Source organism: Streptomyces alfalfae (genome assembly GCF_004127445.1).
In the GTDB taxonomy this organism is placed as follows: domain Bacteria; phylum Actinomycetota; class Actinomycetes; order Streptomycetales; family Streptomycetaceae; genus Streptomyces; species Streptomyces alfalfae.
Genome location: NZ_QEXM01000025.1, coordinates 38290 through 65222, shown reverse-complemented (window position 1 = coordinate 65222; position 26933 = coordinate 38290). Strand labels below are relative to the sequence as shown.

The 26933-nt window shown below is 72.0% G+C and carries 20 protein-coding genes and 1 pseudogene; 15 read left to right on the top strand and 6 right to left on the bottom strand.

Annotated features, from left to right (window positions below; all coding sequences use genetic code 11):
* Window positions 1-2: 2 nt before the first annotated feature.
* The 3 genes from nhaA to DCW30_RS09755 form a co-directional block, all read right to left on the bottom strand.
* Entirely contained in the window at window positions 3-1403 is a 1401-nt protein-coding gene (gene nhaA / locus DCW30_RS09765) for a Na+/H+ antiporter NhaA (RefSeq protein ID WP_076685174.1), read from the bottom strand.
* A 249-nt stretch (window positions 1404-1652) separates the two neighbouring features.
* On the bottom strand, window positions 1653-3653 hold the full coding sequence (acs, locus tag DCW30_RS09760; RefSeq protein ID WP_103557443.1) for an acetate--CoA ligase: 2001 nt from the start codon (window positions 3651-3653) through the stop codon (window positions 1653-1655).
* A 65-nt stretch (window positions 3654-3718) separates the two neighbouring features.
* Window positions 3719-6067, bottom strand: a complete 2349-nt coding sequence (locus DCW30_RS09755; protein ID WP_076685173.1) for a bifunctional SulP family inorganic anion transporter/carbonic anhydrase — start codon at window positions 6065-6067, stop codon at window positions 3719-3721.
* A 299-nt stretch (window positions 6068-6366) separates the two neighbouring features.
* Here DCW30_RS09755 and DCW30_RS09750 point away from each other — a divergent pair, with 299 nt between their 5' ends.
* Window positions 6367-7635 carry a polysaccharide deacetylase family protein gene (locus tag DCW30_RS09750; RefSeq protein WP_076685172.1) on the top strand — a complete coding sequence of 423 codons (1269 nt, stop codon included), beginning with the start codon at window positions 6367-6369 and terminating at the stop codon, window positions 7633-7635.
* Between the two features lie 15 nt (window positions 7636-7650).
* Here DCW30_RS09750 and DCW30_RS09745 read toward each other — a convergent pair whose 3' ends face one another.
* Window positions 7651-8631 carry an ATP-binding protein gene (locus tag DCW30_RS09745; RefSeq protein ID WP_076685171.1) on the bottom strand — a complete coding sequence of 327 codons (981 nt, stop codon included), beginning with the start codon at window positions 8629-8631 and terminating at the stop codon, window positions 7651-7653.
* Window positions 8632-8732: 101 nt separating this feature from the next.
* Between DCW30_RS09745 and DCW30_RS09740 the strand changes: the two genes are divergently transcribed.
* Window positions 8733-9548: a Fic family protein gene (locus tag DCW30_RS09740; protein WP_076685170.1), complete on the top strand. Its 816-nt coding sequence runs from the start codon at window positions 8733-8735 to the stop codon at window positions 9546-9548.
* 411 nt (window positions 9549-9959) lie between these two features.
* Here the strand turns inward: DCW30_RS09740 and DCW30_RS09735 are convergent, their stop codons facing one another.
* The gene (locus tag DCW30_RS09735; RefSeq protein ID WP_062774786.1) at window positions 9960-10784 is read right to left on the bottom strand and encodes an HAD family hydrolase; all 825 of its coding nucleotides are present in this window, start codon (window positions 10782-10784) and stop codon (window positions 9960-9962) included.
* Between the two features lie 565 nt (window positions 10785-11349).
* On the opposite strand from DCW30_RS09735, the gene ssd reads away from it, so the two are divergent.
* From ssd to DCW30_RS09700, 7 genes and pseudogenes are all read left to right on the top strand, one after another.
* Complete coding sequence (ssd, locus tag DCW30_RS09730) at window positions 11350-12489, top strand: septum site-determining protein Ssd (protein WP_076685169.1); 1140 nt, start codon at window positions 11350-11352, stop codon at window positions 12487-12489.
* Window positions 12486-13658 (top strand): TadA family conjugal transfer-associated ATPase, encoded by a 1173-nt coding sequence (locus DCW30_RS09725; RefSeq protein ID WP_076685168.1) that lies wholly within the window; start codon window positions 12486-12488, stop codon window positions 13656-13658. Before ssd ends, DCW30_RS09725 begins: the two co-directional genes overlap by 4 nt.
* Window positions 13655-14512 (top strand): type II secretion system F family protein, encoded by an 858-nt coding sequence (locus tag DCW30_RS09720; RefSeq protein WP_076685167.1) that lies wholly within the window; start codon window positions 13655-13657, stop codon window positions 14510-14512. The genes DCW30_RS09725 and DCW30_RS09720 overlap by 4 nt, the downstream gene beginning before the upstream one ends.
* On the top strand, window positions 14509-15288 hold the full coding sequence (locus tag DCW30_RS09715; protein WP_076685166.1) for a type II secretion system F family protein: 780 nt from the start codon (window positions 14509-14511) through the stop codon (window positions 15286-15288). Before DCW30_RS09720 ends, DCW30_RS09715 begins: the two co-directional genes overlap by 4 nt.
* 195 nt (window positions 15289-15483) lie before the next feature.
* Complete coding sequence (locus tag DCW30_RS37400) at window positions 15484-15696, top strand: DUF4244 domain-containing protein (protein ID WP_076685165.1); 213 nt, start codon at window positions 15484-15486, stop codon at window positions 15694-15696.
* On the top strand, window positions 15683-16099 hold the full coding sequence (locus DCW30_RS09705) for a TadE family type IV pilus minor pilin (protein ID WP_076685164.1): 417 nt from the start codon (window positions 15683-15685) through the stop codon (window positions 16097-16099). Before DCW30_RS37400 ends, DCW30_RS09705 begins: the two co-directional genes overlap by 14 nt.
* Window positions 16096-16380, top strand: a pseudogene (locus DCW30_RS09700) (Rv3654c family TadE-like protein); the annotation flags it as partial. The gene DCW30_RS09705 and the pseudogene DCW30_RS09700, both read left to right, overlap by 4 nt.
* Window positions 16381-16535: 155 nt before the next feature.
* Here DCW30_RS09700 and DCW30_RS09695 read toward each other — a convergent pair.
* Window positions 16536-19472, bottom strand: coding sequence for a DEAD/DEAH box helicase (locus tag DCW30_RS09695; protein WP_418347112.1), 2937 nt, complete (start codon window positions 19470-19472; stop codon window positions 16536-16538).
* A gap of 80 nt (window positions 19473-19552) precedes the next feature.
* On the opposite strand from DCW30_RS09695, the gene bldG reads away from it, so the two are divergent.
* From bldG to DCW30_RS09665, 6 genes are all read left to right on the top strand, one after another.
* Window positions 19553-19894 (top strand): anti-sigma factor antagonist BldG, encoded by a 342-nt coding sequence (bldG, locus tag DCW30_RS09690; RefSeq protein WP_005475923.1) that lies wholly within the window; start codon window positions 19553-19555, stop codon window positions 19892-19894.
* A 142-nt stretch (window positions 19895-20036) separates the two neighbouring features.
* Window positions 20037-20474, top strand: a complete 438-nt coding sequence (locus tag DCW30_RS09685) for an ATP-binding protein (RefSeq protein ID WP_076685163.1) — start codon at window positions 20037-20039, stop codon at window positions 20472-20474.
* Between the two features lie 520 nt (window positions 20475-20994).
* Window positions 20995-23397 carry a sodium-translocating pyrophosphatase gene (locus tag DCW30_RS09680; protein WP_076685162.1) on the top strand — a complete coding sequence of 801 codons (2403 nt, stop codon included), beginning with the start codon at window positions 20995-20997 and terminating at the stop codon, window positions 23395-23397.
* A 276-nt stretch (window positions 23398-23673) separates the two neighbouring features.
* On the top strand, window positions 23674-24261 hold the full coding sequence (locus DCW30_RS09675) for a small secreted protein (protein WP_076685161.1): 588 nt from the start codon (window positions 23674-23676) through the stop codon (window positions 24259-24261).
* 530 nt (window positions 24262-24791) lie between these two features.
* Window positions 24792-26306, top strand: coding sequence for a DUF7059 domain-containing protein (locus tag DCW30_RS09670; protein ID WP_076685160.1), 1515 nt, complete (start codon window positions 24792-24794; stop codon window positions 26304-26306).
* 378 nt (window positions 26307-26684) lie between these two features.
* Window positions 26685-26882 (top strand): hypothetical protein, encoded by a 198-nt coding sequence (locus tag DCW30_RS09665; protein WP_062774810.1) that lies wholly within the window; start codon window positions 26685-26687, stop codon window positions 26880-26882.
* The last annotated feature ends 51 nt before the right edge of the window (window positions 26883-26933 follow it).

Here is a 26933-nt window from a genome sequence, read left to right as displayed (position 1 = left end):
GATCATGCCGGACCGTTGCCATCCTCGCTTTCCCCACCCGCGACTTCGGCAAGCCTGCGGTGTTCCGCGGCCTTCTTCTCGTGGATGGCCGCCATTCGGAGGTGGTAGTCCGGGTTGCCGAGCTCGTAGACGTCGGGTATCCCGTCCAGGTCCTCGTCGCGCTCCTCGTCCTCCCAGAGCTTGCGGTACTTGGCGTTCCGCAGCTTCAGCAGGATTCCGGAGAGGACGGCCGCGATGAGGGAGCCCGCGAGGACGGCGGCCTTGATCTCGTCGGTGAGCAGCGGATCACCGGTGAAGGCGAGCTCGCCGATCAGCAGGGAGACGGTGAAGCCGATGCCGGCGAGCGAGGCGACCGCGAACACGTCGGGCCACGCCAGGTCGTCGTTCAGTTCGGCCCGGGTGAAGCGCGTCGCGAGCCAGGTGCCGCCGAAGATGCCGACCGCCTTGCCGACGACGAGCCCGAGCACCACGCCCAGCGTCTCCGGCTGGGTGAATACGTCGCCCATCGCGCCGCCCGAGACGGAGACACCCGCGCTGAACAGGGCGAAAAGCGGCACGGCAAGACCGGCGGAGAGAGGGCGTACCCGGTGTTCGATGTGCTCGCCGGGGGAGTGCGGCTCGCTCTCGTCCTCGCGGTGGCAGCGCAGCATGAGACCCATGGCGACGCCCGCGATGGTGGCGTGGACGCCGCTGTTGTACATCAGGCCCCAGATGACCAGGCCGAGCGGCACGTAGAGGTACCAGCCGCGGACCCGCTTCCTGAGCAGCAGCCAGAAGAGGGCGAGGCCGAGGAAGGCTCCGCCGAGCGCCGCGAAGTTCAGGTCGCTGGTGAAGAAGACCGCGATGATCAGGATGGCGAAGAGGTCGTCGACGACGGCCAGTGTGAGCAGGAAGGCGCGCAGCGCGGACGGCAGGGAGGTGCCGATGACCGCGAGGACCGCCAGCGCGAAGGCGATGTCGGTCGCGGTGGGCACGGCCCAGCCGGCCGTCGAGCCGCCGCCCATGACGTTGGTCAGGACGTAGACGAGCGCGGGTACGGCCATGCCGCAGAGGGCCGCGACCACGGGCAGCGCGGCGGCCTTGGGGTCGCGGAGATCACCGGCGACCATCTCGCGCTTGAGTTCGATGCCCGCGACGAAGAAGAAGACGGCGAGCAGTCCGTCGGCCGCCCAGTGCTGGAGGGAGAGGTCGAGTCCGAGCGAGCCGGGTCCGAGGTGGAAGCCGCGCACCGCCTCGTACGAGCCGCCTGCCGTGTTGGCCCAGATCAGCGCGGCGACCGCGGCCACGAGCAGCAGGACGCCGCCCACGGTCTCGGTGCGCAGGGCTTCGGCGACGAAGTTCCGCTCGGGCAGGGAGAGGCGGCCGAGGAACTTGTGGCGGGTGCGGGGGGCGGGCGCGGTCACGGGGATGGACCTCCGGGCAGGTGGGCAGGACGGAGCACATGCCGACCAGACTTCCCGGCGCACCTGGGTACTACGTGTCGCGTGACCGCCGTGATCTCTTGTCACGGTCTTGACGCGGAGTCCAGCCTACCCAAGCGCCGCCGGGACGTATCCGGCGATCTTCACTTTACGGAGAAAGAGGGCACCCGGCGCGCTGCCGGATGCCCTCCTCGTACCGCTGGCGCGGTCGTCCGCGCGGACCCGCTGGGGTCAGTCCTCGCTGGGCGCGGCCGGGAGCCGCGTCTGGATCAGGTCCATCACGGAGGAGTCCGTGAGCGTGGTGACGTCACCCAGCTCGCGGTTCTCCGCGACGTCCCGCAGCAGGCGCCGCATGATCTTCCCGGAGCGCGTCTTCGGCAGCTCCGCCACCGGCAGGACGCGCTTGGGCTTGGCGATCGGGCCGAGCGTGGTGCCCACGTGGTTGCGCAGCTCGGCGACGAGTCCCTCGGCCTCGGCGTCGGCGGAGCCGCGCAGGATGACGAAGGCGACGATGGCCTGCCCGGTCGTCTCGTCGGCGGCGCCGACGACGGCGGCCTCGGCGACCGCCGGGTGCGAGACGAGCGCCGACTCGACCTCGGTGGTGGAGATGTTGTGCCCGGAGACGAGCATCACGTCGTCCACCCGGCCGAGCAGCCAGATGTCGCCGTCCTCGTCCTTCTTGGCGCCGTCACCCGCGAAGTACCTGCCTTCGAAGCGCGACCAGTACGTGTCGATGAACCGCTGGTCGTCGCCCCAGATGGTGCGCAGCATCGAGGGCCACGGCTCGGTCAGGACGAGGTAGCCACCGCCGCCGTCGGGCACTTCGTTGGCCTCGTCGTCCACCACGGTGGCCGAGATGCCGGGCAGGGCGCGCTGCGCGGAGCCGGGCTTGGTCTCGGTCACGCCGGGCAGCGGCGAGATCATCATCGCGCCGGTCTCGGTCTGCCACCAGGTGTCCACGATGGGGCACCTGTCGCCGCCGATGTTCTTCCGGTACCACATCCAGGCCTCGGGGTTGATCGGCTCGCCCACCGATCCGAGCACCCGCAGACTGCTCAGGTCGAACTTCGCGGGGATGTCGTCGCCCCACTTCATGAACGTCCGGATCGCCGTCGGCGCGGTGTAGAGGATCGTGACCCCGTACTTCTGGATGATCTCCCAGAAGCGGCCCTGGTGCGGGGTGTCGGGGGTGCCCTCGTACATCACCTGCGTCGCGCCGTTCGCCAGCGGACCGTACGTGATGTACGAGTGGCCGGTGACCCAGCCGATGTCGGCGGTGCACCAGTAGACGTCGGACTCCGGCTTGAGGTCGAAGACGGCGTGATGGGTGTAGGCCGCCTGCGTCAGATAGCCGCCGGAGGTGTGCAGGATGCCCTTCGGCTTGCCCGTGGTGCCCGAGGTGTAGAGGACGAAGAGCGGGTGCTCCGCGTCGAAGGCCTCGGGGGTGTGCTCGGCGGACTGCCTCTGGGTGGCCTCGTGCCACCACACGTCGCGGCCCTCGGTCCACGCCACGTCCTGGCCGGTGCGGCGCACCACGAGGACGTGGCGCACGCCCTCGGCGCGGCCGACGGCCTCGTCGACGGCGGGCTTGAGCGCGGAGGGCTTGCCCCGGCGGTAGCCGCCGTCGGCGGTGATGACGACCTTGGCGTCGGCGTCCTTGATGCGGGCGGCGATGGCGTCGGCGGAGAAGCCGCCGAAGACGACCGAGTGGGCGGCGCCGATGCGGGCGCAGGCCAGCATCGCGACGACCGCCTCGGGGATCATCGGCAGGTACACCGCGACGCGGTCGCCCTTCTCGACGCCGAGCTCGGTCAGCGCGTTCGCCGCCCGGCTGACCTCTTCCTTCAGCTCGGCGTAGGTGATGGCCCGGCTGTCGCCGGGCTCACCCTCGAAGTGGATCGCCACACGGTCGCCGTGTCCCGCCTCGACGTGGCGGTCGACGCAGTTGTACGCGACGTTGAGCTTTCCGTCGGCGAACCACTTGGCGAACGGCGGGTTCGACCAGTCCAGCGTCTCGGTCGGTTCCGTGGCCCAGGTCAGCCGGCGGGCCTGCTCGGCCCAGAAGCCGAGCCGGTCAGCCTTGGCCTGTTCGTACGCCTCCGCGGTGACGTTCGCGGCGGCTGCCAGCTCCGCCGGCGGCGCGAAGCGACGCTCCTCCTTCAGAAGGTTGGCCAGGCTTTCGTTGCTCACGACATCTCCCTTTCCCAGGGTGTCCGTTGTGTCCGAAGCCACAGCTCATCAGACACAACCCGGTGTGACAAGGGTCTGCCGAAAATTGGTTTAGACCTTTAACCGTCTCACAGCTGTGGCGCCGCCGCCCGCGTCGGCCCGGGACGGGTCGGCGAGACCTGGTCGAAGACCTCGTAGGGCGGCCTGCCCGACCCGGAGCCATCCGTCAGCAGATAGGACTGCGCCTCTCCGACGTGGAAGTACATACCGTGCAGCTCAAGATCACCGGCCGCAAGTCGACGCGCCACCGACTCGTGCGCCCGCAGGTGCTCCAGCTGCTGAATCACGTTGGTGAGGCACAGCTGCTCCACCGGGTCGGCCGGCGCCTGTCCCGCGAGCCGCGCCCAGTCCTCACCCTGGGCGGCCACCCGCTCCAGGCTCGGCCGGCCGTGCCGCAGCCACCGCCACAGCGGGGTCTGCGCGTCGCCCTCCGGGATGCTGAGCAGGGCCTGCATCGCACCGCACCCGGAGTGCCCGCACACCGTGATCGACCGCACCTTCAGCACGTCGACCGCGTACTCGATCGCGGCGCCCACCGAGTCGTCACCGCTCTCCGTGCCCGGCGGCGGCACCAGATTGCCGACATTGCGTACGACGAAGAGGTCGCCGGGGCCGCTGGATGTGATCATCGAGGTGACGACCCGGGAGTCGGCACACGTCAGGAAGAGCTGTGCGGGCTGCTGCCCCTCGCGGGCGAGCCTGGCCAGCTCGCCCCGGACATGAGGCGCCGTGTTCCGCTGGAAGGCGCTGATGCCGCTGGCCAGTTGGTGTCCGCGCGGCTGCCCCGTCTCCTGCTCCTCCTGCGGGCGGTCGCAGTGGTGGTTGCGCCACGGGGTCCATGGCCGGCAGCACGAGTGCGCGGCGCTCGCGGGCTCGGCGATGCGGGTCCCGGCGCGGCCGGTGACCTCGACGCTGCCGCCGTGCGCGGCGTGCGCGTCCTGCCAGCACTGCAACGACTCGAAGGCGGCGTGGTCCATGAAGGAGCCGTCCAACTCCACGACGACGTCCTCCCCTTGCGGGACGAGGTGCAGGGTCCTGCTGAGCCGGGGCACGGCGAGGAACGTCAGCTGCCCGCGCACGCGGACATGGTGGACGCCGGCCACCTTCTCGTGGGTGATGCGGGTGCGGGCGAGGCGGTGCAGCGCGACGGCGACGGCCACGGCGATGCCGAGCGCCACGCCCTCCAGGACGCCGAAGACGACCACGCCGAGGGTGGTGGTCGCGTACACGACGATCTCGCGGTGACGGGTGATGGTGCGGATGTGGTTCAGGCTGACCATCTGGATGCCGACGGCCATGACGAGGGCGGCGAGGGCCGCGAGCGGGATCAGCTCCAGGGCGGGGACCAGGAGCAGCGCGGCCACCACTACCCAAACGCCGTGCAGCATCGTGGAGTTCCTGCTGACGGCTCCCGCTCGCACATTGGCCACACTGCGCACCGCGACCCCGGCGACGGGGAGGCCGCCGAGCGCGCCGGAGACGATGTTGGCGCCGCCCTGGCCGAGCAGCTCCCGGTCGAGGTCGGAGCGCCGCACGCTGGTGTCGAGCTCGGGTCGCTGAGAGGTCAGCTTGTCGATGGCGACGGCGCCGAGCAGCGACTGCACGCTGCACACCAGGGTGGTGGTGAGCACGGCGGCGACGATGCCGAGCACGGGGCCCTCGGGGAGCCCGGCGAGCGCGTGGCTGCGCCACGAGGGCAGGTCGACCCGGTCGAGGCTGAGCCGGGTGACGGAGGCGAAGCAGGTCGCGACGGCCACCGAGACCAGCGCGGCGGGCAGGACGCGGGTCATGCGCCCGGCGCGTCCGGGGATGCGGGGCCAGAGCAGCAGGACGACGAGGGTGAGCAGACTGATCGACAGGGCGGCCGGGTGCAGGGTGGCCAACTGGGCGGGCAGGGCGCGGAGGTTGTCGAGCACCGCGCTCTGCGGGGTGCCGCCGAGCACGATGTGCAGCTGGGCCATGGCGATGGTGACGCCGATGCCGGCCAGCATGCCGTGCACGACGGCGGGGCTGACGGCGAGCGCCGAGCGGGCCACCCGCAGGCAGCCGAGGCCGAGTTGGGCGAGCCCGACGAGGATGGTGATGGCGCAGGTGGTCTGCCAGCCATAGCGGTGGATGATGTCCGCCGTCACGACCGTGAGGCCGGCGGCCGGGCCGCTGACCTGGAGAGCCGATCCGCCGAGCCGTCCGGCGACGAGGCCGCCGACGGCGGCGGCGACGAGGCCCGCCTGCAGGGGCGCTCCGGTCGCGAGGGCGATGCCGAGCGAGAGCGGCAGGGCGATCAGGAAGACGGCGAGCGACGCCGAGATGTCGGCTCCCGCGATGCGGAACCTCTTCCCGGGCGGCGGGGCGTGCGGCTTGTGGGCGCGCGGTTCGTGGATCGACTCGGTCGTGTCGGTGGGGGCGTAGGCAGTCATGTTTCCCGTCTCCTCCGGGGCAGCGCGGTCGCGGACATAGGGGCCCTCCGGCGGTGTGCGGAGGACGGCATCGCGGCCGTGGGTCACGGCGTAAAGCGGCGGGGAGCTATCAACGCTCGGTAAACGAATCGTAATGCAGAGTAAAGGTCGTGGATGGATTTTCGGGGCAAATGGGGCAGACGGTCACTCGGATGAGCGAATAAAAACTTTTATCGGCTTGTCGGACCGGAGATTTCAGGCCTGCGGGCGAGGCTGCTGTCTGTTCTGTCCCGACTTGCACGAAAGAAGGTGGGCGGAAGATGGCCGCCAACCGGAGAGTCACCGCGAGCCTCACCGCCCTCGTGGCCTGCGCGGCAGCATTGGCCGGCTGCGCCGAGAGCGGCAACGGCGTGAAGGAGGGCGCGCACGGCGCGAAGAAGGGAGCCGGCGCCCCGCTCAAGAGCCCCGTCCGGCTGATCGGGGACGGGTCCACCGCCTACACCGGGAAGCAGCCGCATCTGCCGAGGCCGGAACGGCTCAAGCCCGGCCAGAAACCACCGCAGTTCGTGGTCTTCTCCTGGGACGGCGCGGGGGAGGACAGCCAGAAGCTGTTCTCCCACTTCCGCAAGGTGGCCAAGCGGAACGACGCCACCATGACGTACTTCCTCAGCGGTGTGTACATGCTTCCCGAGAAGAAGCGGGAGCTCTACAAGCCGCCGCGGCACCTCACGGGCAGCTCGGACATCGGCTTCAACGACCGCCGGGGAATCGCGGACACCGTGGAGCAGCTCCGCGGCGCCTGGCTGGAGGGCAACGAGATCGGCACCCACTTCAACGGGCACTTCTGCGGCGCGGGCCGCGGTGTCGGGGAGTGGTCCGTCGAGGACTGGAAGAGCGAGATCAAGCAGGCCAAGTCCTTCGTGAAGTCCTGGAAGACGAACACGGGCATGAAGGGGGCGAAGCCGCTGCCCTTTGACTACGACAAGGAGCTGGTGGGCGCCCGGACCCCCTGCCTGGAGGGCCAGAAGAACTTCATGCGGGCGGCGCGCGAACTGGGCTTCCGCTACGACACCAGCGGCGTCAACGACCAGCTCTGGCCCAAGAAGAAGGACGGGCTCTGGGATCTGTCGATGCAGCTCGTGCCCGTCCCGGGGCGCACGTTCGAGACGCTCACCATGGACTACAACTTCATGGTCAACCAGTCCGGCACGACCTCACAGGGCGACCCCTCCATGCACGAGTACTGGGGTGACCAGATGCGCGACGGCCTGCTCCAGGGCTTCGACCGGGCCTACAAAGGCAACCGCGCCCCGCTGATCATCGGCAACCACTTCGAGTCCTGGAACGGCGGCACCTACATGCGCGCCATCGAGGAGACCATCGAGAAGGTGTGCACCAAGTCCGAGGTGCGCTGCGTCTCCTTCCGCCAGCTCGCGGACTGGCTCGACGCGCAGGACCCGAAGGTCCTCGCGCGGCTGGTGAAGCTGCCGGTCGGCCAGGCCCCGAAGGAGGGCTGGGCGAGATACCTCTCCGCCCAGCCCGCACCGGCCCCGAAGGGTGTGCCGGGCGCTCCGGCGCACAAGTCCTGAACCCGGCGGCCCTGTTCAGGCAGTGGCCACCATCTGCTCGCGCAGGACGAAGTCGGGGTCGACCTGGCCCGCCAGGTCGGCGCCCGTCCGTTCGTTGCCCCAGCTCTGCGCGTTCTTCAGGTGGAAGTGCACCATCTGGCGCGTGTACCGCTCCCAGTCCCTTCGCGCGTACGAGGCGTCGACGGTGGCCTGGAGCGTCCGCAGGGAGCGGCGGTTGTCCTCTTCGAGCAGCTCGAAGCGGGGCGGGCGGCCCTTCTCCATGGCGCGCACCCAGTCCGAGTGCCCGACGGTCACCAGGAGGTCGTCGCCGACCTGTTCACGCAGGAAGTCGACGTCGTCCTGGCCCTGCACCTTGTTGCCCACGACCTTCAGCTCCACGCCGAAGTCGCGTGCGTACTCCTTGTACTGCCGGTAGACCGAGACGCCCTTCCTCGTCGGCTCGGCCACGAGGAACGTCAGGTCGAAGCGGGTGAACATGCCGGAGGCGAAGGAGTCCGAGCCCGCGGTCATGTCGACGACCGCGTACTCGTCCCGGCCGTCGACCAGGTGGTTCAGACACAGCTCCACCGCTCCCGTCTTGGAGTGGTAGCACGCGACACCGAGGTCGGCTTCGGTGAACGGCCCGGTGACCATCAAACGCACGGTGGCGTCGTCGAGTTCCACGGGCCGCGCGCACGCGTCGAACACCGGGTTGTTCTCGCGCACCCGCAGGAGCCGTGAGCCCTCACCGGGCGGTGTCGTCTTGATCATCGTGTCGGCGGAGGCGATCCGCGGGTTGGAGCCCCGCAGGTACTCCTTGATCAGCGGCAGGTGCGCGCCGAGGGCGGGCAGCTCGGCGGCGTCCGTCTCGTCGAGGCCGAGGGCCGGTCCCAGGTGCTGGTTGATGTCGGCGTCCACCGCGATGACGGGTGCGCCGGTGGCGGCGAGGTGGCGGATGAAGAGCGAGGACAGGGTGGTCTTGCCGCTGCCGCCCTTCCCCACGAAAGCGATTTTCATAATCACGAAGCGTAGCTGATTGGTCACCACGCGTGCGTGGCTCGGGTGAAGAAGACCACTCCTTCGTGGAGGGCGGCCGTTCAGTACGTAGGGTCGTACTCATGAGTACGACACCCGATCCGCTCGCGGCCCTGGGGACGATCCCCGGCGTGGCCGACTCCGTGGACTCCGTGCGCAAGGCGGTGGACCGGGTCTACGGACACCGGATCATGCGGCGCCGCAGCAATGAGGTCACTTCAGAGGCGGCCCTGCGGGGTGCCCGCGGGTCCGCGGCGCTCTCGGGCGCGGAGTGGGCCCTGGAGGAGGTGCGCAGGCGCAGTGACTTCAGCGGTGACGGCGAGGCGCGCGCGGTCGGCGGGGCCCTGCGGCTGACCGCCGAGGCGGGCCAGCTGCTCTCCATCTGGCGGCAGTCGCCGCTCCGGGTCCTGGCGCGCCTGCATCTGGTCGCCGCGGCCGACGCCGACGAGGCGGCGGGGCGTCCGCGCCTCGCGGGCGAGTCCGTCGATGAGCCGCTGATCGAGCTTCCGCTGCCGGACGCCGACGAGGTGGCGGGGCGTCTGGAGGGCCTTTCGCGGCTGATCATCCAGGGCGGCTCGGCGCCGGCCCTGGTGACGGCGGCCGTGGTCCACGGAGAGCTGATCACCCTGCGGCCCTTCGCCTCGTGCAACGGCCTCGTCGCGCGCGCCGCCGAGCGCATCGTCCTGGTGGGCAGCGGCCTCGACCCGAAGGCGGTCTGCCCGGCGGAGGCGGGTCACGCGGAGCTGGGGCGGGCGGCCTATGCGGCGGCCCTCGAGGGCTACGCGTCCGGCACGCCGGAGGGCGTGGCGGCCTGGATCGCCCACTGCGGCAAGGCGGTGGAACTGGGCGTCAGGGAGTCCACGGCGGTCTGCGAGGCGCTGCAGCGGGGAGCGGCGTAGGGCCTCGGACGGGAGTGCGGGGGCGGAGCGGCGTCAGGCCTGGACACGGGGGCGGCGCAGGGCCCTGGACAGGGTTGCGGCGGTACGGAGAGCCGTACCGCCGCTGGCATGTCCACCGTGTTACCAAGCGTCCTCGATATGTTGCCCATCAGGTCGGGACTTTGCCCGTCACCTGGTGCGGCTGGCCCGTAATCGACGGGTCGACGTCGCGTGGGTGCTCGGTGTTCATGCTTCGGTCCGTGGGGCCGTTACTGCGTTTGAAGGGGATCCTCTCGGATGTCCTTGGTCTCGCGGGCCGTTGACTCCTTTGTACTCCTGTCCTGGGGTGAGCGGAAGTCCTGGCCGCACTTCTTTACTTTTACTCTCAAATACGCCTGAATCGGGCGCGGGGAGGGTGCGGGGAGGAGTGGGTCAGCCCACGGGGGCCCGGCGGCGGCCGGCGAGCCAGACGAGGCTCGCGGCGGCGGCCGCCGCGCCCACCGCGGCCGCCGCGATCAGGGCGGGCCGCGGCGGAGCGGCCAGGCGCTGCTTCAGCCGTACCGGACGGTGGAAGTCGAGGATCGGCCACGCGCGCGTGAGCGCCTCGCGGCGGAGCGCGCGGTCCGGATTGACGGCGAACGGATGCCCGACCGCTTCGAGCATCGGCAGATCGGTCGCCGAGTCGCTGTAGGCGAAGCAGCGGTCCAGGTCGTACCCCTCCGAGAGGGCGAGTTCCTTGATGGCCTGCGCCTTGGTGGGTCCGTACGCGTAGTACTCCACCTCGCCGGTGAAGCAGCCGTCGTCCCCGACGACCATGCGGGTGGCCACTACGCGGTCCGCGCCGAGCATCTCGCCGATCGGCTCGACCACTTCCGCGCCCGACGTGGAGACGATGACGACGTCCCGCCCCGCCGAGTGGTGCTGCTCGATGAGGGAGGCGGCCTCGTCGTAGATGATCGGGTCGATCAGGTCGTGCAGCGTCTCGGCGACGATCTCCTTGACCTGCTGCACGTTCCACCCGCGGCACAGCGCCGAGAGGTACTCGCGCATCCGCTCCATCTGGTCGTGGTCCGCGCCGCCCGCCAGGAAGACGAACTGCGTGTACGCGGTGCGCAGCACCGCTCTGCGGTTGATCAGGCCGCCTTGGTAGAACGACTTGCTGAACGTGAGCGTGCTCGACTTCGCAATGACCGTCTTGTCCAGGTCAAAGAAGGCGGCGGTGCGAGGCAAGGAGTGGTTTTCCACGATGCTGAGCATAGGGGCCCACCATTCGGCGTAAGCTGAGGCGTGTGGGTTTGCCTGAGAAGGCTCTCGGGTACACCATGGAAGTCACGGATCGTTCGCGACCGTGCTAACCCGGTCTGGCTCCTCCCCCCCCGAGTCGGACCGTGGGGACGACCCCCGCTCTCCCCCCCGGCGGGGGTCGTCGCATGTCCGGATGGGTTTTTGAGCCCTCCGCGGATCATCTTTCGGCTCCGCCGCTCCCCTTCCCGCCCTCCGCGCGGTCCTCTGTCGCGGCCGAAGACTGTCACTGTGTGTAGTCGATGGGCTGCGCTGTGAAAGCCCCGGGGAAGTCGGCCGGAAGCCGGCCCGGGACCTGTGGGAAGTCGGCGGGAAGCCGACGTTCCGTCACCGGTATGGGTGACGGAAATATTCACAGGCATCGCCTCGTCCACAGTTATTGAGCAAGATCCACACGATTTCCGGTGACGCCGCACGCTGATTCCACGCGTTCCGCTTGCGAAGTTCATGGCCGGATTGCTTTGTCCGGTTCTTCGCCGATGCGGAGTGCGCCATTCAGGGGTGCTTGCGGTGAAGGGGGATGGAGATCGTGGGTGGAGTCATTGCGCGGGACGGGTCCGCGTCGTCCGACGGGCGACAGCGCGGACCGCTGATCCTGACCGAGGATGTGCAGCTCCTCGACGACCTGCTGCGGCTGTGCGCCGCGGCGGGTGCGCGGCCCGAGGTGCACCACGGGGGGCCGGGGTGCGGAGAGGGGTGGGATTCGGCCCCGCTCGTCCTCGTCGGCGACGACGCGGCGGACCGGGTGCGCGGAGCCGCCCGACGGCGTGGCGTCGTGCTGGTTGGGCGGGATCAGGACGATTCCGGTGTCTGGCGGCGCGCGGTGGAGATCGGCGCCGACCATGTGCTGCTCCTGCCCGACGGAGAGCAGTGGCTGGTGGACCGCATCGCCGATGTGGCGGAGGGCGTGGGGCGGCCCGCACTGACCGTGGGGGTCATCGGCGGGCGCGGCGGAGCGGGCGCCTCCACCCTGGCCTGCGCCCTCGCGGTCACCGCGGCGCGGGCGGGCCGGCGCACGATGCTCGTCGACGCCGATCCGCTGGGCGGCGGCCTGGACGTCCTCCTCGGCGGCGAGACGGCCGACGGCCTGCGCTGGCCGGCGTTCGCCGCGTCACGGGGCAGGGTCGGCGGGGAGGCGCTTGAGGAGTCCCTGCCGGAGCTGCACGCGCTGCGGGTCCTGAGCTGGGACCGGGGCGAGGCGGTGGCGGTCGCCCCCGAAGCGGTGCGGGCCGTGGTGTCGGCGGCCCGCAGGCGCGGCGGCGTGGTCGTCGTGGATCTGCCGCGCCGGGTGGACGAACCGGTCGCGGAGGCGTTGGCCCAGGTGGACCTGGGGCTCCTGGTGGTGCCGCCCGAGCTGCGGGCGGTCGCCGGGGCCCGGCGGGTCGCCTCGGCCGCGGGGCTGGTGCTGCGGGACCTGCGGGTGGTGATCGGCGCCGGAGCGGGCCGTGGCGCCCCGGCGGGCCGCGGCGGGCTCGACTCCGAGGAGGTCGCCCGCCTCCTCGGGCTGCCGCTGGTCGGTGACGCGCCCTGGGAGCCGGGCCTCGCGGCGGCGCAGGCGGCGGGGGTGCCGCCGGGCGGGCTCGCGCGCGGGCCGCTCGCCCGGTTCTGTGACGCCTTCTGGGGCAGGGTGCCGGTCGACGCCGTGGGCGGTGGCGTATGAGCGCCGTCGTCGGGGCGCGGATGCTGGACGGGGTCCGCCAGTGGCTCGCGGAGAGCGGCAAGGAGCCGACCCCGGCCAGGGTTGCCGAGGCGCTGCGGGCCCAGGGCAGGGTCCTCGGGGCCACGGAAGTGCTCGGCGCCGCATCGCAGTTGCGCTCGGAGCTGGTCGGAGCGGGGCCACTGGAACCCTTGCTCGCGGACCGCTCGGTGACCGATGTGCTGGTGTCCGCGCCCGACCGGGTCTGGGTGGACCGTGGCGGCGGGCTCGAACTCACCGGGGTCACGTTCGAGGACGCTGACGCGGTGCGGCGGCTCGCCCAGCGCCTCGCGGCCGTCGCGGGGCGGCGCCTGGACGACGCGCGGCCCTGGGTGGACGCCCGCCTTCCGGACGGCACCCGGTTGCACGCGGTCCTGCCGCCGGTCGCCGTGGACTCCACGTGTCTCTCGCTGAGGGTCGTGCGCCCCCGCGCCTTCACCCTCGCCGAGCTGGTCGAGGCGGGGACGGTGCCGCCCGGCGGCGACCGCGTGCTGCGGGCCCTGCTCCACGCCCGTCTGTCGTTCCTGATCAGCGGGGGGACGGGCAGCGGCAAAACGACCCTGCTGAGCGCGCTGCTCGGCCTCGTCGGGCCCGGGGAGCGGATCGTGCTTGCCGAGGACTCCGCGGAGCTGCGCCCCGACCACCCGCACGTGGTCCGTCTGGAATCCCGGTCCGCGAACCAGGAGGGCGCCGGCCACGTCGGCCTGGACGACCTGGTCCGCCAGGCTCTCCGCATGCGGCCCGACCGGTTGGTCGTCGGCGAGGTGCGGGGCGCGGAGGTGGTCCATCTGCTGGCCGCGCTCAATACGGGGCACGACGGTTCCGGCACCGTCCACGCCAATGCCGCCGGTGACGTGCCCGCCCGGCTCGAAGCCCTGGGGACGGCCGCGGGGCTCGACAGGACGGCGCTGCACAGCCAGCTGGCCGCGGCCCTGTCGGTGGTGATCCACCTGGTGCGCGACCGGCAGGGGAGGCGTCGCATCGCGGAGGTGCACGTGCTGGAGCGGGACCCGTCGGGCCTGGTGGTGACGGTGCCTGCGCTGCGGTGGGGCGCGCGGTCCTTCAGCGAGGGGCCGGGGTGGCAGCGGCTCAAGACGCTGCTGGAAGGCGCTGCTTGGGGTGACCCGACATGAGTACGTCGATGTGGGCGGCGGCGGCCTGCGCGGGCAGCGCCGCCTGGCTGCTCGGCGGCCGGGACAAGGACGCCGGAAGGGTCCACGCGGTGCTCGCGACCCCGGCGCCCGCCGAGACGGACGGCTGGTCCTGGCGGCGGCTCGTCGCGGCCGGACGCGGGCGGGTGCGGCACGAGTGGTGGTGCCTGGCGGCGGGACTGCTGGTGGCGCTTCTGGGGGCGTCCGTGCTGCCGCTGGTGGCCGGAGCGGCGGCGGTGCCACTGGCCGGGCGGGTGCGGCGGGCCCGGGCCGCGCGCGCTGAGCGGGAGCGGTGCGGCGCGGCGGTCACCGCGCTCTGCGGGGCGCTCGCGAGCGAGGTGCGGGCGGGACGGCAGCCCGGGGACGCGCTGCGGCTGTCCCTCGGTGAGGCGGCTTCGCGGGGGATCTCCGAGGGCGCCCGGAGCGCGGCTCTCGCGGCGGCGCGCTTCGGCGGGGAGGTGCCGGACGCGCTGCGAGAGGCGGCGCGGGAGCCGGGGGCCGAGGGGTTGCTCGGCCTGGCGGCGTGCTGGCGGGTGGCGGTCGACCGCGGCGCCGGTCTCGCGGCGGGGCTCGAAAGGCTGGAGGCGGCGCTGCGTTCCGAGCGCGATCAACGGGCGGAGCTGCGCGCACAACTGGCCGGCGCGCGCTCGACGGCGGTGATGCTCGCGGGGTTGCCGGTGCTCGGGCTGCTGATGGGAAGCGCGCTGGGAGCCGAGCCGCTGCGGGTGCTGCTGCACACGGGCGCGGGTCTCGGATGCCTGGCGGTGGGCGCGGTGCTCGAAGGCGTCGGCCTGTGGTGGGCGCTGCGGATCGTGCGGGGAGCGGAGGGGCGATGAGCGATATCCACAGCCTGGGGGTAACGGTGTGGGGAATCGCGGCCGTGCTGTGGGTGGTGTCGACGCTGCTGGCCGCGCGACGCGAGAAGACGGAGCGGCACCGGACCGGAATGGCCCTCGGCGTGGGGGCGCCGGCAGCGGAGCGCTCGAAGCGGCGTCCGGCTGTACGGGGCGGGGCGCGCGCCTGGCTCATGGTGACCGGCACGGCGGGCGCGGTCTACGCCCTGGTGGGCGGCGGCGTGGGGCTGGTGCTGGCGGTGGCCGCGGGGTACACCGCATGGCGTTGGGCGCGGAGCCGGGCGTCACCTCCCGCTTGCGGGGAGCGGGGCGAGGAGGCCGCGGCTCAACTGCCGCTTGCCGCCGACCTCCTGGCGGCATGTGTGACCGCGGGGGCGAGCCCCGTCGAGGCCGCCCGAGCGGTCGGCGAGTCGCTGCGGGGACCGGTGGGTGAGCGGCTGGCGCGGGGGGCCGCGGAAGTGCGGCTCGGCGGTGAACCGGGCGAAGCCTGGCGGCACTTGCGGGAGATCCCGGGAGCCATACCGCTGGCCCGCCTTCTGGAGCGCGCCGACGAGTCCGGAGCGCCGGCCGCGGAACCGGTGGCACGCCTCGCGGCGGACGCCCGGGCCGAGCGAGGCCGGGCGGCCACGGCCAGGGCGCGGCGGGCGGCGGTCCTGATGACGGCTCCCGTGGGCCTCTGCTTCCTCCCGGCGTTCCTGGCGATCGGCGTGCTGCCGGTGGTGATCGGGCTGGCGCAAGGGCTGCTGAGCGCGGGGTGAACGCAGGCGTGGTGTTCGTTTCGGCCGCTGGGGCCCGGGCGGACCGAGCGGACCGAGCGGGCCCCAGCGGGCCGAACGGGCCTCAGCGGGCCGAACGGGCCCACACCGGGCTGAGCGGGCCCCAGCGGGCCGCGTGAGCAAAGCAAGTGAGTGACCGAGTCAGTGACCAAGTGAGCGGATCAGTGGAGGTCAGAAGTGTTCGGACATGGGTGTAGCGGTAGTGCGCGATGGCTGGTGCGGCGGGTTCGAGCGGCGCGCAGGGATGCGGGGATGGTGACGTCCGAGTACGCGATGGGCTTGATCGCGGCGGTGGGGTTCGCCGGGTTGCTCTACAAGGTCGTGACGAGCGGTCAGGTCAGGGCGGCGCTGCAGTCGATCGTGGAGAAGGCTCTCCATGCGCAGTTCTGAGGCCTGGCTTCGGGCGCGGGCCCGGGTGCGGGGCCAGGGCGGGGGCCGCTGTCGGGACGCGGGGTTCGTGACGGCGGAGGCTGCGGTGGTGCTGCCGACGCTGGTCCTGTTCGCCATGGCGCTGCTCTGGACGCTCCTTGCCGCGTGTGCGCAGGTCCAGTGCGTGGACGCGGCGAGGGCCGGCGCGCGCGCCGCGGCTCGGCAGGACCCGGAGGCGGTCGCCGTCGCGGCGGCACGGCAGGCGGCGCCACGTGGGGCGCGGGTATCGGTGCGGCGGGAGGGCGACCTGGTGCGCGTCGAGGTCCAGGCGGACGCCCCGGGGCCCAAGGCCCTGGGCCTCGGCCTGCGGCTGCGGTCGGAGGCGGTGGCGCTGGCGGAGGAGAGCGTGGGGGTGGGCGCATGACGGGCAGGCCTTGGCGCGGGGCGGCGAGGGACCGAGGGGCGGCGACCGTTTGGGTGGCCGTGGTGATGGCCGTGCTCTGCGTGATCTGCGGGGCGGTGCTCGCGATGGGGCAGGCCGTCGTGGCCCGGCATCGGGCGGGCGGGGCCGCGGACCTGGCGGCGCTGGCGGCGGCGGACCGTTGGGCGGCGGGGAGCGCGAAGGCGTGCGAGGGGGCGCGCAGGGTGGCCGAGGCGCAGGGAGCGCGGCTGGTGCGCTGCGCCGTGCGGGGGGAGATCTCCGAGGTGACGGCCTCGGCCTCCGTGGGCCCCTTCTCGCCACGGGTCAGGTCCCGCGCGGGGCCGCGACCGGCGGCGCCGTTCGAAGGACCGGGGGTCGCGTGGCCGCGGGGGCCGGCACCCGAAGCCGAGTCCGGCCCGATCGGCCATTCGGCCGTCGGCTACTGGGGCGGAGCCGAAGCCGTCCCTGCTTCCGGAGGCGAAGCCGCCCCGGGGCCCGAGGCCGCCACCCCTGGAGGCGAAGCCACCGGGGTCTCCGAAGCCGTCCCTGCTTCCGGAGGCGAAGCCGTCCCGGGGTCCGAGGCCGCCACCCCTGGAGGCGAAGCCACCGGGGTCTCCGAAGCCGTCCCTGCTTCCGGGGGCGAAGCCATCCCCGCCTCTGAGGCCAGCCCCGTCTCCGGAGTCGCCGGGGCTTCCGGAGGCGAAGCCGACCCTGCCTCCGGACCGGAAGCCGTCCCCGCCCCGGAAGGCGAAGCAGCCCCCGCCTCTGAGGCCGGCCCTGCCCCGGAAGCCGTCCCTGCCTCCGGACCCGAAGCCGTCCCCGACCCTGCCTCCGGACCCGAAGCCGTCCCCGACCCTGCCTCCGGAGGCGAAGCCGTCCCCGACCCTGCCACCGGACCGGAAGCCGTTGCCGCCCCCGGGGGCGAAGCCGCCCCCGCGTCCCGCAGCAGGACGGAAAGCAACCGCACCGCCCCCCGCTTGTGCAGCGGTTCGTTGCCGTTGCCGCACTTGGGGGACTGGATGCAGGACGGGCAGCCGGCCTCGCATTCGCAGGAGGCGATGGCCTGGCGGGTGGCCGTCAGCCATTCGCGGGCCGTGTGGAAGGCCCGTTCGGCGAAGCCCGCCCCGCCGGGATGGCCGTCATACACGAAAACGGTCGGGAGGAGCGTGTCCGGATGCAGCGGCACGGAGACCCCGCCGATGTCCCAGCGGTCGCACGTGGCGAAGAGCGGCAGCATGCCGATGGAGGCGTGCTCGGCGGCGTGCAGGGCGCCGCCGAGGATCTCGGGATTGACGCGGGCCGCGTCCAGTTGGTCCTCGGTGACGGTCCACCAGACCGCCCGGGTGCGCAGTGTGCGGGGAGGGAGGTCCAGCTTGGTCTCGCCGAGGACCTCACCCGTGATGACCCTCCGGCGCAGGAAGGAGACGACCTGGTTGGTCACTTCGACGGAGCCGTAGCAGAGGCGTCCCTGGCCCCAGGGGACCTCGACATCCGTCTCCAGGATGGCGATGGCCGTGGTGTCGCGCGCGGTCGTGGAGTACGGCGGCGCGGCCTCCTCGACCAGGGCCACGGAGTCCTGGAGGTCGAGGTGGCGCACGAGATACGTACGGCCCTGGTGGAGGTGGACCGCGCCCTCGTGGACGGTGGTGTGGGCGGCGGACGCGTCGACCGTGCCGAGCAGCCGTCCCGTGCCCTCCTCGACGATCTGGACGGGCTCGCCGCCCTCGCCGCGGATGTCCGTGAGGTCGGCGGCCCGCTCCCGGCGGGTCCAGTGCCAGGCCTTGGTGCGGCGACGCAGCAGCCTCGCGGCCTCCAGCTGCGGAAGCAGTTCCTCGGCGGCCGGGCCGAAGAGCGCCAGGTCCTCCTCGACCAGCGGCAGCTCGGAGGCGGCCGCGCAGAGGTGGGGCGCGAGCACGTAAGGGTTGTCGGGGTCGAGGACCGTGGACTCCACGGGCCGACGGAACAGCGCCTCCGGATGGTGGACGAGATAGGTGTCCAGCGGATCGTCCCGGGCGACGAGGATGGCCAGCGCCCCCTGGCCGGAGCGCCCCGCGCGGCCGGCCTGCTGCCAGAGCGAGGCCCGGGTGCCCGGATAACCCGCGATGACGACGGCGTCGAGGCCCGACACGTCGATGCCGAGTTCGAGGGCGCTGGTGGCGGCGAGGCCGAGGAGTTCGCCGGAGTGCAGGGCGCGTTCCAGGGCGCGGCGTTCCTCCGGGAGGTAGCCGCCGCGGTAGGCGGCGACGCGGTGGGTGAGGGAGCGGTCGACCTCGGCGAGGCGTTCCTGGGCGATCACCGAGATCAGCTCGGCGCCGCGCCGGGACCGTACGAAGGCGACCGAGCGGACGCCCTGGACGGTGAGGTCGGTGAGGAGGTCGGCCGTCTCCGCGGTGGCGGTGCGGCGGACGGGCGCGCCCTTCTCGCCGTGGAGTTCGGTCAGCGGCGGCTCCCACAGGGCGAAGACGAGGTCGCCGCGGGGCGAGGCGTCGTCGGCGACCTCCTTCACCGGCAGCCCGGTGAGGCGCTCCGCCGACACGGCGGGCTCGGCGGAGGTGGCGGATGCGAGGAGGAAGACGGGTTCGGAGCCGTAGCGGGCGCAGAGGCGGCGCAGACGGCGCAGGACCTGCGCGACGTGGGAGCCGAAGACGCCGCGGTAGGTGTGGCACTCGTCGATGACGACGTAGCGCAGGGCGCGCAGGAAGGAGGACCAGCGCGGGTGGGACGGCAGTATCCCGCGGTGCAGCATGTCGGGGTTGGTCAGCACGTAATTGGCGTACTGGCGCACCCACTCCCGCTCTTCGAAGGGGGTGTCGCCGTCGTAGACGGCCGGACGCACGGCGCTGCCGAGGGGAGCGGCCAGTTCGCGGACGGCGCGGCGCTGATCGGCCGCGAGGGCCTTCGTGGGGGCGAGGTACAGAGCGGTGGCGCCACGCCCGTTCGAAGCCTCGGAGCCGTCCATGAGGGCGGAGAGGACGGGGGTGAGATAGGCGAGCGACTTGCCCGAGGCGGTTCCGGTGGCGACGACGACCGAATGGCCGTCGAGCGCGTGCTCGGCGGCGAGTGCCTGGTGGGCCCAGGGATGTTCGATGCCCGCGGCCCGGACGGCGGATATGACCTCCGGCCGGATGCGGTCGGGCCAGACTGCATACCGGGCCTCACGTGGGGGCATGTGCTCCGTATGAGTGACGCGCGCAGCACGGCTCGGCCCAGCGGTGAGTCGGTCGAGGACCACCCGTGGGGAGGCGTGTGCCCGGGCGCCCGCAGAGGGTTCTCCGGGGGGAGAATTGTTGGCCATCGGCATCGAGTGTGTCACTGGTGGGATGGACAATGGTCGTAAGGCGTCGTGCACGCCCGCCGGTAAGTGATTGAATGCCATCGCGGCTGGCGATCCGTCCTGGGGGCTCTGCCGAGGTGTCCCGAGGGATGACCGCTCGATAGCAAGGTGCTGGAGGTTCCGTGGACCTGTCCCTGTCGACCCGTACCGTCGGCGATCGCACGGTCGTCGAGGTCGGTGGCGAAATCGATGTGTATACCGCGCCCAAGCTGCGCGAGCAGTTGGTCGAGTTGGTGAACGACGGCAGTTTCCATCTGGTCGTCGACATGGAGGGCGTGGACTTCCTCGACTCCACCGGACTCGGCGTGCTGGTCGGCGGCCTGAAGCGTGTGCGTGCCCATGAGGGCTCGCTGCGCCTGGTCTGCAACCAGGAGCGCATTCTCAAGATTTTCCGTATCACCGGTCTGACCAAGGTGTTCCCGATTCACACCTCGGTCGACGAAGCGGTCGCGGCCACCGACTGACTGGCGTGCGGCTGAGCGCCGGACGACGGAGGTCCGGCGCACCAGCCGGGCGTCCGGGCCGTTGGCCCGTGTGGCAGTACAGCAGGGGGCTGGGCCTCGGCCCGGTCCCCTGACAGCACGCGTGAAAGTCCGAGGGGGACGTATGGCCACCGTCGAGCTCCGCTTCAGCGCGCTGCCCGAGCACGTGAGGACCGCCCGTCTGGTGGCGGCCGCGGTCGCGCGCAGGGCGGGTGTGGAAGAGGCCGTGCTCGACGAGGTCAGGCTCGCCGTCGGCGAGGCCTGCACGCGCGCCGTCGGACTGCATCAGGCCGGCGGCGTCACGGCGCCGGTGCGGGTCGCACTCATCGAGGACGAGAAGCAGTTCTCCATCGAGGTCGGCGACGAGGCACCCCGTTCGGCCCCCGGCGACCGGGTTCCCGGCGCGGCGGGCCAGGGCGAGGAGCCGGAGGCCGACGGCGAGGACGAGATGGGTCTCGCGGTCATCAGCGGTCTCGTGGACGACGTCGAGGTCACCGCGGGTGAGTCCGGTGGCCTGATCCGCATGACCTGGCCGACGACCCCCGCGCCGCTCGTTTCCTGAGCACGGCGGCCGTTCCTTTCCTGAGCACGGCGACAGCGCCCGGGGCGTAGCCGCGGCCTGTCCGCGCGCCGCAGCGACCGGGCCGTCTCCGCCTGCCGTCGTCGCCTCTGCCCCGCGCCACACCCCCCGCTGGCCGCCGCCATCCCCTCTGCCCGGGATGATCACGGCGATCACGGCGGTCACGGCGGACACCGCTGGCACGGCCGACCATGACGGACGCGGCCGACCACGACGGCCATGGCGTAACCCATCGATCCGATAAGCCCACACCCCCGTCATCCCCGTCATGAACAGGGGCTTTTCTTCGGGTGATCTTATTTCGGGTTAGATCGACGATCTTTCGGAAATCGCTCGTCAACGGTTTTGAGGCATTACCGCTTTCAGGGTCATCTGGTGACCCGGATCATTTGCTCAGGGGCAATCTCCGGTCAATTGCGTTAGCGGCGCTCTGTTTTGATCAGGTTCCGCTCCCTACAATCCGTCCACATCTTGAGCTCAGGTCAAGCGTCAAGGAGGACGAATGGCGGGGCTTTCTACCCCTCATCAGATTGACCAACCCACAACCTTCGCAGCCGCAGTACTGACGGATGACAACCGTCTCATCGTCATGGTGATCGCGGCCGTCGCGCTCGCGGCGCTCGTCGTCGCGGGCGTGCTGGTACGCCAGGTCCTCGCGGCGGGCGAGGGAACCGACAGCATGAAGAAGATCGCGGCGGCGGTCCAGGAAGGCGCGAACGCCTATCTGGGCCGGCAGCTCCGCACCCTCGGCGTATTCGCCGTCGTGGTGTTCTTCCTGCTCATGCTGCTGCCCGCGGACGACTGGAATCAGCGCGCCGGACGATCGATCTTCTTCTTGATCGGAGCGGCGTTCTCGGCGACCACCGGCTATATCGGTATGTGGCTCGCCGTACGCAGCAATGTGCGTGTGGCGGCCGCCGCCCGAGAAGCCACTCCGGCACCGGGCGAGCCGGAAAAGGATCTCACCGCCGTCTCGCACAAAGCCATGAAGATCGCTTTCCGTACGGGCGGTGTCGTCGGCATGTTCACGGTGGGGCTCGGTCTTCTGGGCGCCTCCTGTGTGGTGCTCGTCTACGCCGCCGACGCGCCGAAGGTGCTGGAAGGTTTCGGCCTCGGTGCGGCGCTGATCGCGATGTTCATGCGTGTCGGCGGCGGCATCTTCACCAAGGCCGCCGACGTCGGCGCCGACCTGGTCGGCAAGGTCGAGCAGGGCATTCCGGAGGACGATCCGCGCAATGCCGCGACCATCGCCGACAACGTGGGCGACAACGTCGGCGACTGCGCGGGCATGGCCGCCGACCTCTTCGAGTCGTACGCCGTGACGCTGGTCGCCGCGCTGATCCTCGGCAAGGTGGCGTTCGGTGACTCCGGGCTCGCCTTCCCCCTGCTCGTCCCCGCCATCGGCGTCGTCACGGCGATGATCGGCATCTTCGCGGTGGCGCCCCGGCGCTCCGACCGCAGCGGCATGAGCGCCATCAACCGCGGTTTCTTCATCTCCGCGGTGATCTCGCTGGTCCTCGTGGCGGTCGCCGTCTTCGTCTATCTGCCGTCCTCGTACGCGCAGCTGGACGGTGTCACGGACGCGGCGATCAAGGGCCACGACGGTGATCCGCGGCTGCTCGCGCTGATCGCCGTGGCCATCGGCATCGTGATGGCCGCCCTGATCCAGCAGCTCACCGGGTATTTCACCGAGACCACCCGGCGTCCCGTCAAGGACATCGGCAAGACCTCGCTGACCGGTCCCGCCACGGTCGTCCTCGCCGGCATCTCGATCGGCCTGGAGTCGGCCGTCTACACCGCGCTGCTCATCGGGCTCGGCGTGTACGGGGCGTTCCTGCTCGGCGGTACGTCGATCATGCTCGCCCTCTTCGCGGTCGCCCTGGCCGGCACGGGCCTGCTGACGACCGTCGGCGTCATCGTCGCCATGGACACCTTCGGTCCCGTGTCCGACAACGCGCAGGGCATCGCGGAGATGTCCGGTGACGTCGAGGGCGCGGGCGCGCAGGTGCTCACCGATCTGGACGCCGTCGGCAACACCACCAAGGCCATCACCAAGGGCATCGCCATCGCGACCGCGGTCCTCGCGGCCTCGGCGCTCTTCGGGTCGTATCGCGACGCCATCGCGACCGCGGCCAGGGACGTCGGCGAGAAGCTCGGCGACGGCGCCCCGATGAACCTGGTCATGGACATCTCGCAGCCCAACAACCTGGTCGGCCTGATCCTCGGCGCCGCGGTCGTCTTCCTCTTCTCGGGGCTCGCGATCAACGCGGTGTCGCGGTCGGCCGGGGCCGTGGTCTACGAGGTGCGGCGGCAGTTCCGCGAGAAGCCCGGGATCATGGACTACAGCGAGCAGCCCGAGTACGGGCGCGTCGTCGACATCTGCACCAAGGACGCGCTGCGCGAGCTGGCCACACCGGGTCTGCTCGCCGTGCTCACGCCGATCGCGGTCGGTTTCTCGCTCGGCGTCGGCGCGCTCGGCTCGTTCCTCGCGGGCGCGATCGGCACGGGCACGCTGATGGCGGTCTTCCTCGCCAACTCGGGCGGAGCCTGGGACAACGCGAAGAAGCTTGTCGAGGACGGCCATCACGGCGGCAAGGGGAGCGAGGCCCACGCCGCGGTGGTCATCGGCGACACCGTGGGCGACCCGTTCAAGGACACCGCAGGCCCGGCGATCAACCCCCTGCTGAAGGTGATGAACCTGGTGGCGCTGCTCATCGCGCCCGCGGTCATCAAGTTCAGCTACGGGGAGGACGCCAGCGTCGGCATGCGGGTGCTGATCGCGGTGCTCTCCATCGCGGTCATCGTCGGCGCGGTCTACGTCTCCAAGCGGCGCGGCATCGCCGTGGGCGACGAGGGCAACTCCGAGCGGGCCGCCAAGCCGGCCGATCCGGCGATCGTCTCCTGACCCTTCCGGAAGCCTGCTCAACGTGTGGGCGGACGGCGCTTCTTGACGCGCCGTCCGCCCACACGTCTATATGGTCCCGCCCCCGCCTCTGCGCGGTTGTGCCCCTCGTCTGCGTGGCCCCTCCCGACGGTCCGTCACGCGCACGCGCAACCGTGAGGCTTCTCTCCCGCTCCAGGCCCTCTCCCGCTTGGTGCAAATGGCTGCAATAGGGGTAGTAGCGGACCCTCGGCATGCGGATGTAGCCCAGTTGGCGTGTAAGTTCCGGGGCCGAGAGCCATGGAAGGGACCAATCCGGTGAACAAGAAGCTTGCAGCCGCACTGTCCGGCGGTGCGGTACTGGTACTCGCTCTGTCAGGGTGCAGCAGCGACGACGGCGACAAGGAGCTGGACGACTGGGCCAAGAAGGTCTGTGACTCCGTTCAGCCGCAGTCGAAGAAGATCGCGGACGCCAACGCCGCGATCCAGCAGGAGACCTCGGACAACAGCTCGCCGACCGATGTCCAGAAGACCGACTCCAAGGCGTTCCAGGACATGTCCGACGCCTACAAGGCGATGGGCGACTCCGTGAAGAAGGCGGGCGCCCCGCCGGTCGACGACGGCAAGAAGAAGACGGACGACGCCGTCAAGGAGCTCAACGCCATCTCCAAGTCGTACGGAGACCTGAAGAAGCAGGTCGACGGCCTGGACACGAAGAACCAGGCGGACTTCGCCGACGGCCTCAAGGACGTCGCGGGCGAGCTGGACAAGCTGAGCAAGAGCGGCAACAGGGCGCTGGAGAAGCTGCAGGAGGGCGAGGTCGGCAAGGCGATGGGCCGCCAGGACAGCTGCAAGAGCGCGTCCGCCACGCCGTCCGGCAAGGGTTAGCCCTTACGGGGGGCGCGTGCGGCAGCGCCGGAGTGGCGGAGCCGCCCGGGGCTGCCGGAGCCGTCGGAGCCGCCAGGCCGCCAGGGCCGCCGGGGCCGCGGCAGCCGTCGAAGCCGCCAGAGCTGCCGGAGCCGCCAGAGCTGCGGCAGCCGCCGGAGTTGCCGGAGCCGCCGGATCCGCGGGAGTCGGCGGTGCCGCCAGGACCCCGGGAGCCCCGGCAGCCGCGGAAGCCGTCAGAGCCGCGGGCCCCGGTGGAGACGGCGGCGCCCGCACGCTGTGGGCCCAGGCGCGGCCTCGGCTCGGGCGCACCCCGCCGGGCCCCGGGTCAGGCGCACCCGCGCCCGCCCCAGGCGCGGCCTCGGCCCAGGCGCACCCCGCCGGGCCCGCCCCAGGCGCACCCCCGTCCGCCCCGGGCCCAAGCGCACCCCCGCCCGCCCCCGCCCCGGCCCTTTTCGGCCGTACGTTTCTCACGCCCTCGGCGCCTGTGCGGCGCTGGGGGCGTTGGCGGGACGGCGGGCCACAATGGAGGGGTGAGTAACGCCAGCCTCCCCCTGCCTTCGTCCGACCGCGCCGATGTGGCCGCCTCCCTGCGCAAGGCCCTGCTCGACGCGGCCTTCACCGCCGATGGGCTGCTCGAACTGCTCGGGGCCTCCGCGTACGCCGCGCTGGCCCGCAGCGAGACCGTGCCCGCGCTGCGCGCCACGCGCGGCGACGGCGCGCTCGCCGCGCTCGTACGCCTCTTCCTGCTCCAGGAATCCGTCCCGCACGCGCGCGTGGTCGGCGTCCTGCCCGTCGACGCCCTCCTGGAGAGCGGCTGGCTGACCGGGCGGGACGGTGAGCTGCGGGCCACCGTCGACGTGCGGCCCTACGGCGGACCGAGCGGCGAGGACTGGTTCATCGTGTCCGACCTGGGCTGCGCGGTCGGCGGCGCGGGCGGCATCGGCAGCCATGACGAAGGCGTCGTCCTCGGGGTCGGCGGGGCGTCCACGACGCTCGCCGGGCTCACCGTGCGCACGCCGGTCGACAGCGCCCTCGACCTCGGCGCCGGCTCCGGCATCCAGGCGCTGCACGCCGCGCAGCACGCCACGCGCGTGACGGCCACCGACCTCAATCCGCGGGCGCTGGAGTTCACGCGGCTCACGCTGGCGCTGTCCGGCGCCCCCGCGGCGGACCTGCGGCAGGGTTCCCTCTTCGAGCCCGTCGCGGACGAGACGTACGACCTGATCGTGTCCAACCCGCCCTTCGTGATCTCGCCCGGCGCGCGGCTCACCTACCGCGACGGCGGGATGGGCGGGGACGATCTGTGCCGCTCGCTCGTTCAGGAGGCGGGGGAGCGGTTGAACGAAGGGGGGTACGCGCACTTCCTGGCCAACTGGCAGCACGTGGACGGCGAGGAGTGGCAGGACCGCCTGCGCTCCTGGGTGCCGCGCGACTGCGACGCCTGGATCGTGCAGCGCGAGGTGCAGGACATCACGCAGTATGCCGAGCTGTGGCTGCGGGACGCGGGGGACCACCGCGAGGACCCCGCGCGGTACGCGGAGCGGTACGAGGCATGGCTCGACGAGTTCGAGGCACGCGGGACACGGGCCGTCGGCTTCGGCTGGATCACGCTGCGCAAGACCGGCGCCGCCGAGCCCGTCGTGACGATCGAGGAGTGGCCGCACCCCGTCGAGCAGCCGCTGGGCGAGACGGTGCGGGAGTTCTTCGAGCGCCAGGACTATCTGCGCGCGCACGACGACGCGGCGCTGCTCGCCGGGCACTTCAAGCTCGCCGACGAGGTCGTCCAGGAGCAGGTCGGGCTGCCGGGCGCCGAGGACCCCGAGCACGTCGTGCTGCGCCAGCACCGCGGCATGCGGCGGGCCACCAAGGTGGACACGGTGGGCGCCGGTTTCGCCGGGGTGTGCGACGGGTCGCTGAGCGCGGGCCGCATCCTTGACGCCATCGCGCAACTGGTCGGCGAGGACCCGGTGTTGCTGCGCGACCGGACGCCCGCGCAGATCCGGCTCCTCGTGGAGCAGGGCTTCCTGCTGCCGGTCGAGGCGTAGGAGCGCGCTCTCCCCCTCGTCGCCGGAGTGGGGGCGGCTTCGGTTCCGGCGTAGGGACGCCGGACCTCCGGCGTGGGGCCGCCTCCGTGCGGGCGGGAGCGCCGGGCGGGCAGGCGCGGTGATCCGGCCGGAGCGGGCGGAACCGGCCAACCTGCCGTACACATCCGGCAATTCGGGTTCCCCGGGCGAAGCCTTCGGGCCGCCTCCCGGGAGCCACCCGGGCACGGCGGCCGCCGGACGCCCGCCGGGCACGGCGCAGCGGTCGGGCGGGGCGAGGGGCCGCCGACCGTTCACCCCGATTTCGCGCTCCCGATTCCCTCGCGTGTCAGCCTCCGAGCGGGGACCGCGAAGGAAGAGCTGTACGGGGAGGCAAGGGCAATGGAGAGCGCACCAGCGATCTTCGCCGGAACGGTGTTCGCGCTGTTCGGCGCCGGGCTGCTGCTGTGGACCGGGGTGCGGGTCGCGCACCGCGCGCCCGTCGCCCAGGGTGTGAGTCCCGTCGCATCGGCGACGCTCGCCGCACTCGCGGGTTCGGCCGCGCTCCTCCTCGCGGCGTGGTGCTTCACGCGGCTGTGAACTCAGCGCGTGGCCGCCCTCTTCCGGTGGGGCGGAGCGACGCGCTCCGGT

Coding starts and splice junctions, on each gene's coding strand:
- DCW30_RS09755 (WP_076685173.1), bottom strand. CDS start 6,067: ATGACTGCCTACGCCCCCACCGACACGACCGAGTCGATCCACGAACCG.
- DCW30_RS09750 (WP_076685172.1), top strand. CDS start 6,367: ATGGCCGCCAACCGGAGAGTCACCGCGAGCCTCACCGCCCTCGTGGCC.
- DCW30_RS09745 (WP_076685171.1), bottom strand. CDS start 8,631: ATGAAAATCGCTTTCGTGGGGAAGGGCGGCAGCGGCAAGACCACCCTG.
- DCW30_RS09740 (WP_076685170.1), top strand. CDS start 8,733: ATGAGTACGACACCCGATCCGCTCGCGGCCCTGGGGACGATCCCCGGC.
- DCW30_RS09735 (WP_062774786.1), bottom strand. CDS start 10,784: ATGCTCAGCATCGTGGAAAACCACTCCTTGCCTCGCACCGCCGCCTTC.
- ssd (WP_076685169.1), top strand. CDS start 11,350: ATGGAGATCGTGGGTGGAGTCATTGCGCGGGACGGGTCCGCGTCGTCC.
- DCW30_RS09725 (WP_076685168.1), top strand. CDS start 12,486: ATGAGCGCCGTCGTCGGGGCGCGGATGCTGGACGGGGTCCGCCAGTGG.
- DCW30_RS09720 (WP_076685167.1), top strand. CDS start 13,655: ATGAGTACGTCGATGTGGGCGGCGGCGGCCTGCGCGGGCAGCGCCGCC.
- DCW30_RS09715 (WP_076685166.1), top strand. CDS start 14,509: ATGAGCGATATCCACAGCCTGGGGGTAACGGTGTGGGGAATCGCGGCC.
- DCW30_RS09705 (WP_076685164.1), top strand. CDS start 15,683: ATGCGCAGTTCTGAGGCCTGGCTTCGGGCGCGGGCCCGGGTGCGGGGC.
- DCW30_RS09695 (WP_418347112.1), bottom strand. CDS start 19,472: ATGGCATTCAATCACTTACCGGCGGGCGTGCACGACGCCTTACGACCA.
- DCW30_RS09685 (WP_076685163.1), top strand. CDS start 20,037: ATGGCCACCGTCGAGCTCCGCTTCAGCGCGCTGCCCGAGCACGTGAGG.
- DCW30_RS09680 (WP_076685162.1), top strand. CDS start 20,995: ATGGCGGGGCTTTCTACCCCTCATCAGATTGACCAACCCACAACCTTC.
- DCW30_RS09675 (WP_076685161.1), top strand. CDS start 23,674: ATGGAAGGGACCAATCCGGTGAACAAGAAGCTTGCAGCCGCACTGTCC.
- DCW30_RS09665 (WP_062774810.1), top strand. CDS start 26,685: ATGGAGAGCGCACCAGCGATCTTCGCCGGAACGGTGTTCGCGCTGTTC.